Raw genomic sequence first — 16,920 nt, forward strand, 5'->3', positions numbered from 1 at the left:
TTCAGGCCTTTTCGGTGCAGTCGGGGCAAAGTCCCTCGGCTTCTACAACCGTTCGCTCGATCTCGAAACCCGCTGCGCGCGCAGCGGCACCCAGAACACCTTTGGCCGGCGTGGACTGCGCCTCGGCAACGGCATCGCACTTTCTGCAAATCATGAATGCCGGCGAATGCGACGCGCCGGGATGAGAGCAGGCAACGAATGCATTCAGCCGCTCGATCTTGTGAACGAAGCCGTTTTGAACAAGGAAATCAAGCGCCCGATAGGCGACCGGAGGTTGAGACCCGAACCCTTCCTCTCGCAGGCGGTCAAGAATTGCATAGGCACCAAGGGCCCGATGCTCTTGCAGCAGCATTTCCAAGACCTTGCGGCGAACCGGCGTCAGGCGCAGCCCCTCGCCCTTGCAGCGCGCCTCGGCGGATACCAACGCAGTTTTGACACAACTCTGATGGTCATGTTCCTGAAACCCGACCGGGGCCGCCTCATCGACAGAGGCAGGGTTCGTATCGCTTGTCATGTTATTTCATATCATGTATTGCCATTCGTGACGTTATAAAATCACACAGAGGGTCTGATGTCCAGAAGGCTTCTTCCAGTTTCGATCACGGTTGCATTGATGGGAGGAACGGCCATCGCAGACGTTCCGAACGTCGCGGTCGATATCGCGCCGATCCACTCGCTCGTTTCCCGGGTTATGGACGGCGTCGGAACACCGGCCCTGATCGTCGCACCCGGTGCCTCGCCCCATGAATACAACCTGCGCCCGTCCGAGGCGGCCGCATTGCAGGATGCCGATCTGGTGTTCTGGGTAGGAGAAGACCTGACACCTTGGATGGAAAACGCCATCGAAACCCTTGCCGACAGTGCGACGGTCACGTCCCTTCTTGACGCGGATGGTACCGTTCTTCTGGAGTTCCGCGAAAGCGCTGTTTTCGAGGCACACGATCATGGCGGCGAAGACGAACATGATCATGATGATGAGCACATCGAAGACGACGGGCACGATCATGATGATCATGAACATGGTCACGACGACCATGCAAAGGATGATGACCACGAGCATGATCACGACGACCACGCCAAGGATGATGATCACGATCACGAAGACCATGCCGATCAAGACAAACATGATGAGCATCATGATCACGCGCATGGCGCGCACGACCCACATGCGTGGCTTTCACCGGCAAATGCAGAAACCTGGCTGAATCTGATTGCCGCGCAGCTGTCGTCTGCCGACCCGGACAATGCAGGTGCATATTTTGCCAATGCCGCAGCCGCGCGCGCTGAAATGGCCGCGCTGTCCGCACAAGTGGCCGAGACGCTTGGACCGGTTCGCGGAGGAAGCTTCGTCGTGTTCCACGACGCCTACCAGTATTTCGAGGATGCATTTGACTTTCCGGCCGCAGGTGCGATTTCCATCGCCGACGCCTCGGACCCGAGCCCGGCTCGTATCGCCGAGATTCAAACCCGTATCCGCGAAGAAGGTATCAACTGCGTTCTCGCCGAGCCGCAATTCAACCCGGGTATCGTCAAAACCGTGCTAGACGGGACCGAGGCGAAAACTGGCGTAATCGATCCGCTGGGCTCTGATCTGGAACCCGGAGCCGATCTCTACCCGCAAGTTATTCTCAACATGGCAAAAACTCTGGCCGAGTGTCTCTGACCCTGTTGCAAGCCCGGTTCAGTTTGAGAAACTGGCCGGGTTCAACCTTCCAGAAGACAGGGCGGATCAACTCCCAGACCGAAAAAATCGGCAGCTACTTCATATATGATGCCATGGTGCATCCGTATTCACTGCGCGGCACGGTTCACGGCTTGAAAACCGAAGCGTTAACACGCGTTTTTTTTCTGGTTGACCGGCGCGCAGATGGCTAGGCATGCCCCCTTCTTCGTGAAGTCGCCCGGCAGGCCTCGGGTTGATGACAAACCGGTATAACGCGGGATTATCTTCATCAACTGCAATGTTTCGCGGTGGCGCGATACTCACGAGGAATACAGAACTCACAAGACGCTTAACAGCCGGTGGAGGCGTTGGTGCAAACAGGGTATCTTCGCCCGGATGCTGGCCGAGCTGATTGCCGAGAATGGAGAAAGGAAGACCACGATCCCCTGCCGGGCAATGGACGCGACCTATCTCATAGCACATCGCAATGAAACCGGTATGGCCGCAAAAAGGGGGGGCGTGGCCGCCTGATCGGGCGCACCAAGGGCGGTATGAATACCAAGCTGATGCCCGCCTGCGATGGCCAGGGTCGCCCGCTCAACCTGTTCGTGACCGCCGGGAGCGACAGTGATTACATCGACGCCCGGGCTCTGCTCAGTAGCATCCCAAATGTGGATTGGCTGCTTAGGGAACGTGGCCGTGATGCCAGTCAAGGAAGACAAGCGCCGCAACAGCATCGAGACTATGTTTGGCGGGCTTAAGAATTGGAGGCGTGCGGCAACCCGCTATCACCGTTGATCCGGGGTCTTCCAATCAGCGACCGCACTCAAAGAAACCGTCATCCACAGACTCGGAATCCTCGCCTATGCACATTAGCTCTTTTTCGAAACCTTTCCGCCGGAATAGAGATGCAAAGCGCTGTGCTCTTAAATCCTCGCGCTACGTCAGTCACATTGTTTTTTTGTTTTCAATATAGTTAGTCACTGTATCTTGATCGGAACGACCCTGAAGAGAGACGCAGGAGATTTCAAAATGGAATTGATTTCTGAGCAGCTTCGTACCTTCCCGATTATGGCGCTGTTTCTTTGTCTGGGCTTAGGTTATGGCGTTGGAAAGTTCAGGGTCGGCAAGTTCGAACTTGGTGGCATCGCCGGAACCCTTTTGGTGGCCGTTCTTGTAGGTCAAATCGGGGGCATTAACCTAAGCACCGATGTCCAGAATATTTTCTTCTCTCTCTTCATTTTTATGGTCGGCTATAATGGTGGCCCTCAATTTTTTGCAGCTCTGAACCGAACCGCACTTACCAAGTTACTGGCTGCATTTATGATGACTGTCTGGGGACTTTTCTTTGTGGTGGTCGTCGCCCGTTTGGCTGGGTTGGACAAAGGGTTGGCCGCCGGGCTGGCTGCAGGAGGGCTTACGCAATCCGCAATCATTGGTACCGCTGGAAATGCCATCGACCTGCTTGGGCTGGCCGCTGACGAAGCGGAAAAGCTCAAAACCAACATCGCCGTGGGATATTCAGTCACTTACATCTTCGGCTCGATCGGGCCAATTTTGGCGGTGAGTGTCATTCCAATCATAATGCGCGTGGATCTGCGTAAAGAGGCGATTAAGCTGGCCCAAAAACTCAGCGGAGGTGGCCGCAAACTGGAAGAAGGCGAGTTCCTCCCAATGAACCGCTTTAACGCCCGCGCCTATCAGGTAGGTTCCGACGCCTCGATTGCAGGAGAGTCAGTTAAATCCATCGAAAACACTTACGACGGCGACCTGATCGTCGAGAAAATTCTGCATGAAGGTGCCCCGTTAGATCCAAAACCGGACATGGTTATCAGCCCAGGAGACGTCATCGTTGTATCGGGGCTTGTTACAACCCTGACCCGGTTCGAAGGTAGTGCAAGCGGAGAAATTGGTGAGTACCCACCTGAATTGACGGTGGTGGAAGAACGTCGAAATGTTGTTGTCACTAATCGGAAACTGACAGGTAAAACTCTTGCCGAATTGCGCGAAGCCCTGACAGCCGATCAACGACGCGGCGTTCACATCTCAAAGATTACCCGAATGGGTCACGAAGTGCCGGTGCTGCAAAATACCGAAATTCATGCAGGCGATGAGATCTGCATCGTCGGCCACAAAGACGATTTGAATCGTGCGGCAAAAGAGGCGGGATATGTACCGCCATTGGCTTCGGCCACAAATTTCATCGCGTTGGGGATTGGTGTGGCAATTGGCTATTTGATTGGCGAAATCAGCTTCGTGATCGCTGGAACCAAAGTGTCGCTCGGCTCGGGCCTTGGGTGCCTCGTGACAGGGTTGATAATCGGGTATTTGCGTATTCGCCGACCAAAGATCGGCGGGATCAACCATGGGGCCGCAAATTTTCTGCAGAGTTTCGGATTGGCGGTATTCGTCGGGGTTGTTGGTTTGAATGCCGGTAAACCTGCTCTGGAAGCAATTCAACAGTACGGCGTTACCCTGCTTCTGTTGGGAGTCCTGGTCACAATGATGCCAATGATTGTTCAATTCCCTATTAACTACTATGTCTTGCGCATCAAAAACCCGGTCGAAGCCTGCGCGGTTGTTACCGGGTCCCGGTCCGGGAACCCGGGGTTTGCCACGTTGCTTGAAAAGGCAGGGAACTCCACCCCCACGCCAGCGTTCACCATGACCTATGCGGTTGCAAATATCTTTTTGACGCTCTGGGGCCCGCTCGTTGTGGCGTTCGTACCGTAAGTCGCTTCAGAATTACCTCAACTTTCGATCGCGACTATGTGGCATGCGGCTAGGACATGACCCGCTGAGAAGACAGGCTGATAGTTTGGGTCGCCTGCGTCCTCAGCGGCCATGTTTTTAACCGTGCAACGGCAATCCTTTTGACGCGCGATAAGCCTGCACATATCCAACGGCCACAGCCCGTACAGCGCGACCGATCTGGCGATAGGCACTGTCGTCCAAATTGGCGAAAGACACGCGTGCAGACCAGTTGGGCGCATCAAAACCGGACCCGTTCAACAGCACGATTCCGTGGTCCTGCGCCAGTTTGAACGAGATATCCAACGGGTGAACGTTTTCCTTGATCCATTCGACCACATCTTCGCCGACGTATTTCCGCAGCCAGAACTCGAAATCTATGATGCCATAATACTTGTCGAACAACGGGTTGTCGGCGACTTCAACGCCCAATCCGTCGACCAGTTCATCAAAACGGTGCTTCAAGATACCCCAACAGAACTTCTGATAAACTTTTTCTTGGTCCATCAACTCGACAAGCGAGAACAATGTCATCATCACTTGTTGTGGCACCGACAGACCCGCAGTGTGATTTAGTGCGACATCCCGGCTGTCGGCGACGATCCGGTCAATGAACTTGAACGAGGACGGGTCGGGGGTCAGCGATTCATACCGGGCGTTCACCACAGCTTTGGTCTCGTCCGGTGCCTCAGCAATCATCTTGTCGAAGATGTTGTTCTCGGCCACCAGAATTGCGCCCAGACGCCAGCCCGTGCAACCAAAATACTTCGAGTAGGAGTAAACCCCGATCGTATTTTCAGGAAGATGCCCCATCACCGATTGAAAGTCAGGTACGAAGGTGCCGTAGACATCATCTGTCAATATGATCAGGTCAGGACGGCGGGTCTTTACGAAGTCCACAAGTCGGGTCATGACTTCGGGGCTGATCGCGACAGAGGATGGATTCCCTGGGTTGACCAAGAACAGCGCTTTGACTTTGGGATCGGCCAGCAGTTCAAAATCGTTGTCGTTAAGTTGAAAATGATCTTCTTCAGCAGAAGACACATCCACAGTATTCAACCCGTAATCTTCAAGCACCGGCATTTCCAGATAAGGCGTGAAGATCGGCGTGCCCAATGCAATTGTGTCGCCTGCATTAAGCAACCGCTGGTTCTTGAGCGCCTTGAAAATATAGCACATCGCAGCAGTTCCGCCCTCTACTGCGTAGATATCGAACTTTGCGTCGGGCCGATGGCCTGCGCACATCGCCCACATCACGTATTCGTGGACGATCGCCTCATTGTGTTCCAAGCACCTGTCCGGCATCGGGTAGTGGTCGCCAATGATACCGTCGGTCAATTCGAGTACGAAATCGTCTGCTGTGAAACCAAATTTTTCAATCGCAAAATCCACCACGGCCACCAAAGTATCTGCACCCGGAGGACCGTTTTTTTCCGACGTTTCGGCGCAGTATGCCTTGAGCCGTTCGTAACATCCCGGCCCTTGTGGCATACCGGCTAGTCCAACTTGTGGTTCATTGCGATGTCGCTGTGCCTCGGTCATCGCGAACTGACCCAAAAGGAAGAACGCCTCTCTCGCCTTGGTAGCGATCCAATTCGGGTTGCCGCGCCCTGCGTTCAAATATGGCAGTGCCATTTGGCGCGACTCCCTCTGCGCCAGCTTTATGAGTTCGTCTTTGATCTGGAAAGGACTTAGGTTCTCGAACTTATGCAGGTCCAGCGTTTCTGCCATGGCATCAAACCTTTGCGTTAGAACAATCGAAAGAATTCAACCGGATCGTATGCAAGGTGATGTGCAAATGTAAACAGAACTATCAGAATGGAGCGACCGACGAAAAGAAAACCATGAACTTCAAAACAGGCTCTGGGGTCGCGATTCCTAACCAGTAAACGACTGTTGCTGCGGGTGCGATCGCTGATTGAAAGATCCTGGAACAGGTCGCGCCTATTGCCCAACAGGGTAGCACGCCAATGATGTCACGAGAGGGATCATCACAGTCTTCTTCTTCTCGCCCTGCCCGGCAACAAGGCCGGCCAACATTCGGGCGAAGATACCTTTCTCGCACCAACGCTTTCTCCGGCTGTAAAGCGAGTTGTACGCTCTGTTTTTTTGGGAGTGTCGCGCCACCGCGAACCATTGCGATTGATGAAGATAGTCCCGCTTAATACCCGTTTGTCATCAGCCCGAGGCGTGGCACGCGACTCCGCTAAGAAGGGGGCGAGCCTGGCCTCCTGCTCGTCAGTCAACCAGAAAGGATCACGCGTGTCACCGCTCTGTTTTCTAGGACGTGTACCCTGAAGTACCTTGAAATTGGATGCATCGTGGCACTATGAGGGTGAATTCAAACCCAACTGTTTCAGAGCTTCGTCCGCTGACCGAGCCCAACGTTCCCGAAGGGCAGCGTTGGTGCTATGGCGCAAACCAAGTGATCTCAGATGCTCAAATCGGTTCGGGTCATCCCTCCCGAAAGACACTGCTACGCGTGGCCACCAATAGTCCACAGCGTCTTGCATGTCTTGCGACGCTCCGTTTTCAACCAGCTTCACAGCGCCTTCCAACGCCAGTTCGCCGTGATGCGCCTCGATCGGTGCGATCTGCCGGAAAGCCTCGGCCAGTGGCTGGTAAGAGACGGTCGAGAACTCCGCCAGTTGCTCTGCCACGGCACGGCTCATCAGCAGGTTCATGACGACGGCATCAGTCCAACCGGAAATCGGATAATTGAACACCGCAAGCCGCATGTCATGTTCGCTGCGGGTCGCGCCGATATCCGCTTTTCGATCCAACCGGGCAGTCCACGGGTGATGCGTGGCATAACGATCCGTGTCGGCGCCGAACTCACCCATGATTTTCAGAACCCGATCCGCATGGTCCGTCTTTTCCAACACGATCTTCGCCGCCGCGATGCGTTCCTTTATGCCGGGGCCCTGGTTGATGACATCAGCAAAGCCTGCGGCACCTGCGAGTTCGCTGTCTACAAACGTAGCCATCAGTTTCATCAGCTCGGCGCGGTAACGCGGCGGTACGTTGGTCGGATTGGTCAGCACTCCGCCTGCGGCCAGATAGCTGTCAAGTGTCATGGCGTCGGTCATTGATCCTCTCCCTTTACTGGTCGTAGTCCACGACCACGCGGTCGGTCACCGGGTAAGCCTGACAACTCAGCACGTAACCTTTTTCGACCTCGTAATCTTCCAGCGCGTGATTGGCGAGCATCTCGACTTCGCCCTCAAGAACACGGCAGCGGCAGGTTGAACAGACCCCGGCCTTGCAGGCGTAAGGTGCGTCCATGGCGTTTTCCAGGGCGGCATCCAGAATGGACTGATCCTTCGGCAAGGTGACGGTCTGCGTCGCGCCGTCCAGTGTGATCGAAGCACTGGTCTGGTTTGCCTGCGTGCCTGCGTCGGCCGCGTCTGTCTTGCGCCTGGCCCGACCCGGCTGGGCGCTGGCGAAGAGTTCGAACTTGATCTGGCTGTCCTCAAGTCCGTGTTCCCGCAGAGCGGCGGCAATGCCCAGCATCATCGGCTCTGGTCCGCAGATGAATGCGGTGTCTGCATTCTTGACATCGATCCAGTGCTTGAACAGCTCACGGCATTTTTCCTGCGTTACCAGACCGGTGAACAGGTCAATCTCCTGCGCGTCGGTTTCCAGAATGTGGATGACGTTCAGCCGACCCATATAGAGGTTCTTCAGATCCTCCAGTTCCTCACGGAACATGATCGTGTTGATGCCCTTGTTGGCATAGATCAGCGTAAATCGGGATTTGGGTTCGCGGGCCAACGTGGTTTTGAGGATCGACAGAACAGGTGTGATCCCCGATCCGCCGGCGAAGCCAAGATATTGTTTTTCCGCATCCGCATCGATGGGTACGTGGAAATTGCCCATGGGCGGCATCGCCTGCACAACGTCACCTATGTTGAGCTCTTCATTTGCCCAGCTTGAGAACGCGCCACCCTCGACACGTTTTATGCCAACCTGAAGAACACCGTCATCCTTGCCGGCACAGATGGAGTAGGAGCGGCGCAGTTCTTCACCGTCGAATTCGCGCCGGAACGTCAGGTACTGGCCGGCGGCGAAGTCGAACTGTTCCGTTGCGCCGTTAACGGGTTCAAGCGTAACGACAACCGCATCGCGGATGGTTTTGTGGATGTCGGTGACTTTCAGGTCGTGAAAACGTGCCATCCGGTGCTCCTCCTCAGATGCACTTGAAATAGTCAAAGGGTTCCAGACAGTCCGCGCAGCGCCAATGGGCCTTGCACGGGGTCGAGCCGAACTGGCTGACCTTTTCGACTGCTTTGCTGCCGCAATGGGGGCAGCGATCCGGGCCGCCCGCGGGTTGCGGCGGCGCAATGCCATAATCTTCCAGCTTGGCGCGGCCTTTTTCGCTGAGCCAATCGGTGGTCCAGGCGGGTGAAATGCTGGTTTCTATGAGCAGATCCCCGATGCCGTGATCGCGCAGGGCGGTTTCGATATCCATACTAATGATGGATGTCGCCGGGCAACCGGAATACGTTGGCGTGACGGTTACGACCAGCGTGTCAGCGTCCCAGCGCACATCGCGCACAATGCCCAAATCCACGACGGAGATCACCGGGATTTCGGGATCGGGCACGGCATCCAGCCAGCTCCATATCTGGTCAGTCGAGACCCGCATCCGCTTTTACCACTTTGCTCCGGGATAGGCGCGTTGCAGCCATTGCATCTGCGTCAGCAGATGGCCCAGATGTTCGGTATGCATGCGCCCGTCGCGGCCGCCTTTATGGGCAAAACGGCTTTCCGGAATGGTCAGAGTTGCCTGATTGAGGACCCGCTCAACCAGAGCGTCGTATTCCTCTCGCAAATCCGCCGGATTCGGAGCGATCCCTGCGGCGACCATCTGGGCGTCCACCTCGTCGCTGGCAAACATCTCGCCCACATAGGGCCACAGGTAATCCAGAGCATCCTGCATCCGGGCATGGCTTTCCTCGGTTCCATCACCAAGCCCGACAACCGTGTCGCCCGAACGTTCCAGATGGTAGGTCACTTCCTTGCTGGCCTTGGCGGCGATTGCCGCGACCCGCTCGTCCGAGGAAGCCATCAGGCGCCCCAGCATGATCGAGTGCCACGCATCGAACAGGAATTGACGCATCAGCGTACGGCCGAAATCGCCGTTCGGCACTTCGACCAGCAACACGTTGCGGAAATCCCAGGCGTCGCGCAGGAAAGCCAGCTCGTCGGCGCTTTTGCCACCATCGGCCTCTCCCGCAAGGCCCAGCCACATCTGGGTCTGGCCAATCAGGTCCAGCGCGGTGTTGGCCAGCGCTATGTCTTCTTCCAGAACCGGCGCATGGCCGCACCACTCACTGACACGATGGCCGAGGATCAGGGTGTTGTCCCCCATCCGCAGCAGGAATTGCAGAAATGCCTCGTCCCGGGTCATCACATTGCCCCCACTTCATCGGGAATGTCGAAGAAAGTCGGGTGGCGGTAAACTTTGCTTTGGCTCGGTTCGTACAGCGGGCCTTTGTCGCTGGGCGACGACGCCGAGATGTTGTTGGCTTCGACCACCCAGATCGAGACGCCTTCGTTGCGGCGGGTGTAGACATCGCGCGCGTTCTTGATTGCCATTTCCGCGTCAGGGGCATGTAGCGAACCGACATGTCGGTGGCTCATCCCATGCTGACCGCGGATGAAGATTTCCCACAGGGGCCATTCGGTATTCATCGGGTATCCTCCTCAGGGTAAGCTTATTCAGCAGCCAGATTGCCGGCCTGTTTCTTGCGGGCGTGGGCCAGCAGCCCGTCACGGACCCACTTGCCGTCGTCCCATGCCTTGTTGCGCGCGGCCAGCCGATCCACGTTGCAGGGGCCGTTGCCTTTGATCACGTCAAAGAATTCCGACCAGTCGGGTTCCGTAAAGTCGTAATGCCCCCGCTCTTCATTCCACTTCAGATCCGGATCAGGGATTGTCAGACCCAGATATTCAGCCTGCGGCACGGTCTGGTCGACGAATTTCTGGCGCAGCTCGTCATTGGTGTTGATCTTGATCTTCCACGCCATCGACTGTGCCGAATGCACCGAGTCCTTGTCGGAGGGGCCGAACATCATCAGTGACGGGTACCAGAAGCGGTTCATCGCATCCTGCGCCATCTTGCGTTGCTCGGGCGTGCCTTCGGCCATTTTGCGAATGGCATCGTAACCCTGACGCTGGTGAAAGCTTTCTTCCTTGCAGATGCGGATCATCGCGCGCGAATACGGCCCGTAGGACGTTCTTTGCAGCGGCACCTGGTTCATGATCGCCGCCCCGTCAACCAGCCACCCGACCGCACCGATATCGGCCCAGTTCAAGGTCGGGTAATTGAAGATCGACGAGTATTTCATGCGGCCATCCAGCAGCATCTCGGTCAGTTCATCGCGGCTGACACCCAACGTTTCGGCAGCACAATACAGGTAAAGACCGTGCCCGGCCTCGTCCTGCACCTTGGCGAGAAGGATCGCCTTCCGCTCCAGCGTCGGCGCGCGCGTGATCCAGTTGCCTTCCGGCAATTGGCCCACAATCTCGGAATGAGCGTGCTGTCCAATCTGACGGATCAGCGTCTTGCGATACCCATGAGGCATCCAGTCCTTTGGCTCGATCTTGATATCCGCGTCGATCCGCGCCTGGAATTCAGCAAGCTTGTCCGGATCTTCATTCGACGCTTCGGATTCTACCATCTGAGCATACATGTCCCGTCTCCTCCGTTACACGCGTTCAAGTATAAGGGCCGCACCCTGCCCGACACCCACACACATGGTGCACAGGGCATAGCGCCCGCCGGTACGTTTCAATTGATAGGCCGCGGTCAGCACAAGACGCGCACCGCTCATGCCAAGGGGATGTCCCAGCGCTATTGCGCCACCGTTGGGGTTCACATGGGGCGCGTCGTCAGGAAGGCCCAGCTCGCGCAAGGTGGCAAGACCCTGAGACGCAAACGCCTCGTTCAGTTCGATCACGTCCATCTGATCCACGCTCAGCCCTGCGCGGGCCAGCACCTTGCGGCTGGCCGGCACCGGGCCGATGCCCATCACACGTGGCGCAACACCCGCAACCGACATGCCAACCACACGGGCCATCGGGGTCAGACCGTTCTGGGCTGCCGCGGCCTCATTCGCCATCAGGATCGCCGCCGCGCCATCATTCACACCGGACGCATTTCCCGCCGTCACGGTTTTGTCGGGCCCGTTCACACCTTTCAGACCCGCGAGTTTTTCTGCCGTAGTTCCCGGGCGCGGGTGCTCGTCCGTATCAACGACAATCGGATCACCCTTGCGCTGGGGAACCGAAACCGGGGTGATTTCATCCTTGAACACCCCAGCCGCATGCGCGGCGGCCCAGCGGGACTGGCTGCGCGCGGCAAAGGCATCCTGGTCTTCCCGGCTGATACCATAATCTTCCGCGACATTGTCGGCCGTTTGCGGCATGGAATCGACGCCGTATGCCTGCTTCATCTTTGGGTTCACGAAACGCCACCCGATCGTGGTGTCGTACACCGCGTTGCTGCGGGTGAACGCCGAGCTTGCCTTGGGCATGACGAACGGCGCACGGGACATGCTTTCCACGCCACCCGCAATGGCCAAATCATAGTCGCCCGCCTTGATGCCGCGCGCCGCCATTCCCACGGCGTCCATGCCGCTGGCACACAGACGGTTCACCGTCGTTCCCGGAACGTCAATCGGCAAACCCGCCAGCAGTGCCGCCATACGCGCAACGTTTCGGTTGCTCTCACCCGCCTGATTGGCATCGCCATAGATCACGTCGTCAACACTGGCCCAGTCGACCTGAGGGTTGCGCGCCTTCAATGCCGCCAACGGCAGAGCAGCCAGATCATCTGTGCGGACCGACGAAAGCGCTCCTCCGTAGCGTCCGATCGGAGTGCGCGTCGCGTCACAAATGAAAGCGTCCATCTTAGAGTACTCCTGTTCCCGTGGAACAATATCAACCGTCTGGTCGGTTAATAAATCTTCCCCTGATTCGATGCAAGTCTTATGTTACTCAATCTTCTCATGTGTCGCTCATCTTGTAACATTAAAGGTGACTGCTGACCAAAGAGATGTTCTTGACTGCAAAAAAGACGACGCAGCCCTTAGCGATGGCAGGACATCCAACAGCTCGCCCGAACTTTGCCCCGCTGTGGGTCAGTCCATCAGTTCGGCTTCCAAGCTCGATAGCGAGGGGCGCGGTAGCCTGTCCAACAAGTGCGAGACAGCTTCTCTGCATGCGGCGCCTTTCCAGTCGTTCGGCAGGAAAACCGGCGGCAGGCTTGGATGGCGCAGAACGAGACGTCGCCAGGCATGCACCACCAGTACGCGCAGAACCGCCGACCGCATCGGATCGCCCGCCCCCTCTGCGGGCAAAAGCCGCTCAACAACCTGAATGGCATCCCAGAACTGATCATAGGCGGTTTTCAACGGCTCCGGCCCGCACAGGTCGCGAAGCCAGTTCGGGACGGACATCGTGTCGCTCTCGAAACCCAGAAGCTCTTCAAGATCATTCGGCATCGGCCCGGGCGCCATGGCCGTGGACGCATTCAGCGAGAAGTAATCCCCCGTCAGCATCAGGTCCGACAATTCCTTTCGGGAACTTTCCGAGTTGCTGGCGATGAGGACATGCCAGATATCAGGCATGTTCGGGTCGCGGGAATAGATACGCGGCGCGGCTGCAACGCTTTGACGGCGGCCAAAGCTGGTCAGCCTGTGTAGACTGTTCCGACCAACCCGCGTGCTTTCAATCCAGCCTTCCTTGCGCAAACGATGCAAGGCAACACGCGTGGCCTCGGCCCTGATCCCCGCCAGACGCGTAAGCGCGGTGATGAGTGATCCGCTGATCTGATCTGATCCATCCTGCGCCAGATCGCCGAAAATCGTGACCAGAACAGACCACACCCGCTGGGTGCTTGTCGTGGTCAGCCGGCTGACACAGGTTTCAAACCAGTCTGGAGCGGTATCTTTCATTTGCCCAGTATAATCGGGCCCGAAGGAAATGCCATCCGGCCCCGCGCGCCCGGTTTCGTACAGGGTCAGGATTGCGCCAACGGGGTCGGTTCAGTCAAGCGTTGTCGGGCAAGACAAATGATCGGCCGAGGCAGCGCCACCTGCGCGCGCCGCGTTGCCTGCCGCTCTATTTGGCGTGCATGTCACGTTTGCGGTTGCGAGTTCGTTTCGTGGCCTCTTCCGAGCCATCGTGATAGGTTCCGAACCACTTGTCCCAGGGCATTTCCGCGTTGCCGTAATTGCATTCGTAATACCGGTGATGCAACTGGTGGAAAAACGCCCCGATCAACAACGCCTGACGGTCGCGCGCCCAGATGGCCTCGTACCCGGAATGAGACGAGGCGGCACCCAACATCAGCCAATACCCCAGAAAGATCATGTGCACCGGGTTGCTGGGCAGCACCAGCACGATCAGGATGGCACTGAGATACCCCAAAGCCTCGACCGGATGCATCGACATGCCCGACCATGGGCCGGTGTTGACGTTGCGGTGATGCACGGCGTGAACATGTCTGTAGATGAATGGCTGATGCAGAAATAGATGCACCACGTAGAAATGAAAGCTCTGCCAGATCGCCAGGATCGGAAACAGCAGCACGAACCAGACCGGATGCGCCGTGAAGCTGAGCGTGGCGATATAGTCGTTGGCATACATCCAGCGCAGAAAGCACTCCAGCATCGACAGGAATGTCGCGCCAAAGACCATCGAATGGTAGATGTTGTCCCAGGTCTGATAGCCGAACTTGTACAAAGCGTTCTGGCGCTTCATGTAAGGCCGTGGGTCGTATTTCAGCAGCTTTCCCTGCCCGCCAACGCCGTAGAACCACATGTGCAGACCACCGGCGACGATCAACAGCAGCACCCAGTTCCGAATGAATACCCATGACATCCAGCCCGAGGCAAACGAGGCCTGCCCGGCATCGACGGGTTGTACCCAGAAGGCCACTAGGAAGGCCAAGGCCAGAAAGATCGAGCGGTCCGAGAACTGAAGCCAGTTCTGCCAAACCCATTTCGCCAGGACGCCGATTTTCGGCGGCCAGTTCCAGTACGGGGCGTATTTCACCGGCAAGTCCGGGTGCCAATGCCATTCGCGGCTCATGGGGCCGGGCGCGGGGCGTGCCTTGGTGGTGTCCTGAAGGTTCGCATCTTGGGTCGTCACGTGATTGTCCTTTCCTGAATAAAGTCGCCTTTTTCAGGACCAGGCCGGAGGCGGCTCGTAAGGATATTTGCGTGATGGCCGGCGATACATGATGTGACCTATTCGTGGAACGGGCGGTGGTTATCGAGCGCCTTGCGCAACCTACCCCGCCCATCCGGTTTCTTGCGGACACCGGCAGCGGAAAGCGAACCGCTCCCCTCAGAAACGGCGGCACGAAAAACGGCCAGACGTTCCAGCCGATTTGCTTCAGGCGTGGTGCAGGATCCCCCCATGTCGGCGAATGTAACGGCGCAAGGATGATGATCCGCCATGCTGTAGATCCGTTTCCTGCCCGCCGCGCACCGCCCTATTCGGCGGCCTTCAGGTCAGATCCTTGCGGGATCACTTCGTACCCGGGCTCTTCGGGTTCATCGTCCAGCATTTCCGATGGGAACCCCGGCGCGCGGATATCCAGCCCGGTTTTGTCTTCGAGACGGCGGATGATGTTGGGGGAAAACTCACGAGGTCCGTATTTCTCGATCCCGTCCTTGAAAATCTCGATCATCAGCGGATTGATCTCCAGCGGCACCCCGGCGCGATCCGCCACCTCCTGAAACAGGCCGATATCCTTCAACACCAGGTCCATCGTGAACGAGATATCGCGAGATCCGTTGAGGATGACCTGACTTTCGGTTTCATGCACGAAGGATGTCCCCGAACTGATCTTCATTGCCTCATACGCCGTATTCAAATCCATTCCGGCGGCCTTGGCGACGACAAGCGCCTCTGAACAGGTGATCAGGTTTGCAGTGGCCAGATAGTTGGTCAGCACCTTCAGCACCGAAGCAGATCCCAGCTCACCGGTATGAAGGATGCGACGCCCCATCGTGGTCAGAAAGGGCAGAATTCGTTCGAACGTGGCGCGATCACATCCGGCTAAAATCGAAATGTTGCCGGTATCCGCCCGATGACACCCGCCCGAGACCGGACAATCGACGACAGCACCACCGCGTTCCTTCACCATCGCACCCAGACGCTTGACCTCAGCTTCATCCGTGGTGGACATCTCCATCCAGATTTTGCCCTCGGTCACTTCGGGCAGCATGTCCTGCATCACAGCGTCCGAAGCAGCCGGAGAAGGCAGGCAGGTGATCACCGCATCACAATCCCGCATCAGTTGTGCCGGATTCTCGGCAGCCTTTGCCCCGCGGTCGACGAAACCTGACACCAGGTCAGAGTTCAGATCATGTACGGTCAGATCAACGCCATTGCGCAGCAAACTGCCGCTGAGTTTCCCGCCGACATTTCCAAGGCCGATGAATCCAACTTTCATACCTGCGTTCCCTTTCCGGTGGCCAATCAGAGGACCAGCGCTGTTTTTCCCTGATGAAATCTACGGGCGTTGAATGCAGCGTGTAAAACGAATAAATATCGCCGGTATCCATAAAATTTTTTGGTGCTGGAAATGTCAAAATCGCCCAATCTGGTCTGGCTGCGGTCTTTTGACTGCGCCGCACGGCATATGAGCTTTACTGCTGCGGCAGAAGAGCTTGGCATCACACAGACGGCCCTGAGCCTGCACGTCCGCTCATTGGAAGCACAGCTGGGCTGCCCTTTGTTCTTTCGTGCCGCGCGCAACCTCAGCCTGACAGAGGTCGGGCAGGCCTATGCGTTTTCAGTTCGGCGCGCCTTGGGCGATATTGATCTGTCGACCGCAAGCCTGTTTGGCTCCGGTCACAAGCACGAGCTGGTCGTGCGTGTGCCGATTTCCACGGCCAGCTTGTTCCTTGCCGGCAGATTGCCCGAGTTTTCACGCGCACACCCGGGTGTATCGATCAGGTTGGTTTCAAATATCTGGGCAGAATCCGCGGGCAGGGAAAACGTCGATGTCGAGCTGCGTTTGGGAAACGGGGAATGGAACGACGGGCCGTTCAGCAAGATCTCGGACGAACGTATCGTACCGGTTGCAGCCGGATCCCGAGATCGGAAATGGCCTTCGACGGAAGAACTGCTGGTCAAACCCCAGATACAGATTTTGGGATTTCAGGACATGTGGCACCGGTATTTTTCCGCTTTCGGCACAGAATATTCTCCTGCGGCGTCTTGCTTCACCGTGGACACGACAATTGCCGCCGTGGACATCGTGGCGGAAGGTGGAGGTTACGCAGTAATCCTTGAGCGCTTTGCCAGAACCGCAATCAAGGCCGGAAGGTCCATCGCGATTGTCGGGGACGCCGTTCCAATCGAACAGAGCCATTTCCTTGTCGATGGTCAGAGATCAAACGCGAACTCTGCCGCCAAACAGATGTTTGAAACCTGGCTCAAACAGATTTTCGCCTGAGATGTGCCTGCGGGCAATGAGTTCG

General features: G+C 56.9%; 16 protein-coding genes and 2 pseudogenes. 4 read left to right on the forward strand and 14 right to left on the reverse strand.

The features are described from left to right. Position 1: 1 nt before the first annotated feature. Complete coding sequence (locus tag GOW60_RS10640; protein ID WP_171229240.1) at positions 2–514, reverse strand: Fur family transcriptional regulator; 513 nt, start codon at positions 512–514, stop codon at positions 2–4. 57 nt (positions 515–571) lie between these two features. On the opposite strand from GOW60_RS10640, the gene GOW60_RS10645 reads away from it, so the two are divergent. The 3 genes and pseudogenes from GOW60_RS10645 to aspT all read left to right on the forward strand — a co-directional run bounded on the left by GOW60_RS10645 (position 572) and on the right by aspT (position 4,396). Beyond that, positions 572–1,663 carry a zinc ABC transporter substrate-binding protein gene (locus GOW60_RS10645; RefSeq protein WP_171229241.1) on the forward strand — a complete coding sequence of 364 codons (1,092 nt, stop codon included), beginning with the start codon at positions 572–574 and terminating at the stop codon, positions 1,661–1,663. A gap of 204 nt (positions 1,664–1,867) precedes the next feature. Then, a pseudogene (locus GOW60_RS10650) lies at positions 1,868–2,461 on the forward strand (IS5 family transposase). 234 nt (positions 2,462–2,695) lie between these two features. After that, positions 2,696–4,396 carry an aspartate-alanine antiporter gene (aspT, locus tag GOW60_RS10655; RefSeq protein ID WP_171229242.1) on the forward strand — a complete coding sequence of 567 codons (1,701 nt, stop codon included), beginning with the start codon at positions 2,696–2,698 and terminating at the stop codon, positions 4,394–4,396. A gap of 117 nt (positions 4,397–4,513) precedes the next feature. On the opposite strand, the gene GOW60_RS10660 is transcribed toward aspT, so the two are convergent. The 13 genes and pseudogenes from GOW60_RS10660 to GOW60_RS10715 all read right to left on the reverse strand — a co-directional run bounded on the left by GOW60_RS10660 (position 4,514) and on the right by GOW60_RS10715 (position 15,887). Next, positions 4,514–6,145 carry a bifunctional aspartate transaminase/aspartate 4-decarboxylase gene (locus tag GOW60_RS10660; RefSeq protein WP_152460129.1) on the reverse strand — a complete coding sequence of 544 codons (1,632 nt, stop codon included), beginning with the start codon at positions 6,143–6,145 and terminating at the stop codon, positions 4,514–4,516. Between the two features lie 255 nt (positions 6,146–6,400). After that, positions 6,401–6,660: pseudogene (locus GOW60_RS21130) on the reverse strand (transposase); the annotation flags it as partial. 81 nt (positions 6,661–6,741) lie between these two features. Beyond that, entirely contained in the window at positions 6,742–7,503 is a 762-nt protein-coding gene (locus tag GOW60_RS10665) for a Phenylacetic acid catabolic protein (protein WP_171229243.1), read from the reverse strand. 13 nt (positions 7,504–7,516) lie between these two features. After that, positions 7,517–8,590, reverse strand: a complete 1,074-nt coding sequence (locus tag GOW60_RS10670) for a 2Fe-2S iron-sulfur cluster-binding protein (RefSeq protein ID WP_171229244.1) — start codon at positions 8,588–8,590, stop codon at positions 7,517–7,519. Between the two features lie 13 nt (positions 8,591–8,603). Next, positions 8,604–9,062: a 1,2-phenylacetyl-CoA epoxidase subunit PaaD gene (paaD, locus tag GOW60_RS10675; RefSeq protein ID WP_171229245.1), complete on the reverse strand. Its 459-nt coding sequence runs from the start codon at positions 9,060–9,062 to the stop codon at positions 8,604–8,606. Positions 9,063–9,068: 6 nt separating this feature from the next. Further along, positions 9,069–9,827 (reverse strand): 1,2-phenylacetyl-CoA epoxidase subunit PaaC, encoded by a 759-nt coding sequence (paaC, locus tag GOW60_RS10680; protein WP_171229246.1) that lies wholly within the window; start codon positions 9,825–9,827, stop codon positions 9,069–9,071. Further along, positions 9,827–10,111 carry a 1,2-phenylacetyl-CoA epoxidase subunit PaaB gene (gene paaB, locus GOW60_RS10685; protein ID WP_171118424.1) on the reverse strand — a complete coding sequence of 95 codons (285 nt, stop codon included), beginning with the start codon at positions 10,109–10,111 and terminating at the stop codon, positions 9,827–9,829. Before paaB ends, paaC begins: the two co-directional genes overlap by 1 nt. 23 nt (positions 10,112–10,134) lie before the next feature. Continuing rightward, a complete protein-coding gene (paaA, locus tag GOW60_RS10690) occupies positions 10,135–11,112 on the reverse strand; it encodes a 1,2-phenylacetyl-CoA epoxidase subunit PaaA (protein ID WP_171118422.1) in 978 nt (325 codons plus the stop codon). Positions 11,113–11,127: 15 nt separating this feature from the next. Then, positions 11,128–12,330, reverse strand: a complete 1,203-nt coding sequence (pcaF, locus tag GOW60_RS10695; RefSeq protein ID WP_171229247.1) for a 3-oxoadipyl-CoA thiolase — start codon at positions 12,328–12,330, stop codon at positions 11,128–11,130. Positions 12,331–12,561: 231 nt separating this feature from the next. Continuing rightward, positions 12,562–13,377, reverse strand: coding sequence for a PaaX family transcriptional regulator C-terminal domain-containing protein (locus tag GOW60_RS10700; protein ID WP_171229248.1), 816 nt, complete (start codon positions 13,375–13,377; stop codon positions 12,562–12,564). 166 nt (positions 13,378–13,543) lie between these two features. Continuing rightward, on the reverse strand, positions 13,544–14,575 hold the full coding sequence (locus tag GOW60_RS21420) for a sterol desaturase family protein (RefSeq protein ID WP_171229249.1): 1,032 nt from the start codon (positions 14,573–14,575) through the stop codon (positions 13,544–13,546). Positions 14,576–14,673: 98 nt separating this feature from the next. Then, positions 14,674–14,886, reverse strand: a complete 213-nt coding sequence (locus GOW60_RS10710; protein WP_171229250.1) for a hypothetical protein — start codon at positions 14,884–14,886, stop codon at positions 14,674–14,676. Positions 14,887–14,921: 35 nt separating this feature from the next. Next, on the reverse strand, positions 14,922–15,887 hold the full coding sequence (locus GOW60_RS10715; protein ID WP_171229251.1) for an NAD(P)-dependent oxidoreductase: 966 nt from the start codon (positions 15,885–15,887) through the stop codon (positions 14,922–14,924). A 132-nt stretch (positions 15,888–16,019) separates the two neighbouring features. Here GOW60_RS10715 and GOW60_RS10720 point away from each other — a divergent pair, with 132 nt between their 5' ends. Beyond that, a complete protein-coding gene (locus GOW60_RS10720; protein WP_171229252.1) occupies positions 16,020–16,895 on the forward strand; it encodes a LysR family transcriptional regulator in 876 nt (291 codons plus the stop codon). Positions 16,896–16,920 lie beyond the last annotated feature (25 nt).

Origin of the sequence: Ruegeria sp. HKCCA4008 (genome assembly GCF_013033125.1) — a bacterium.
GTDB lineage: Bacteria > Pseudomonadota > Alphaproteobacteria > Rhodobacterales > Rhodobacteraceae > Ruegeria.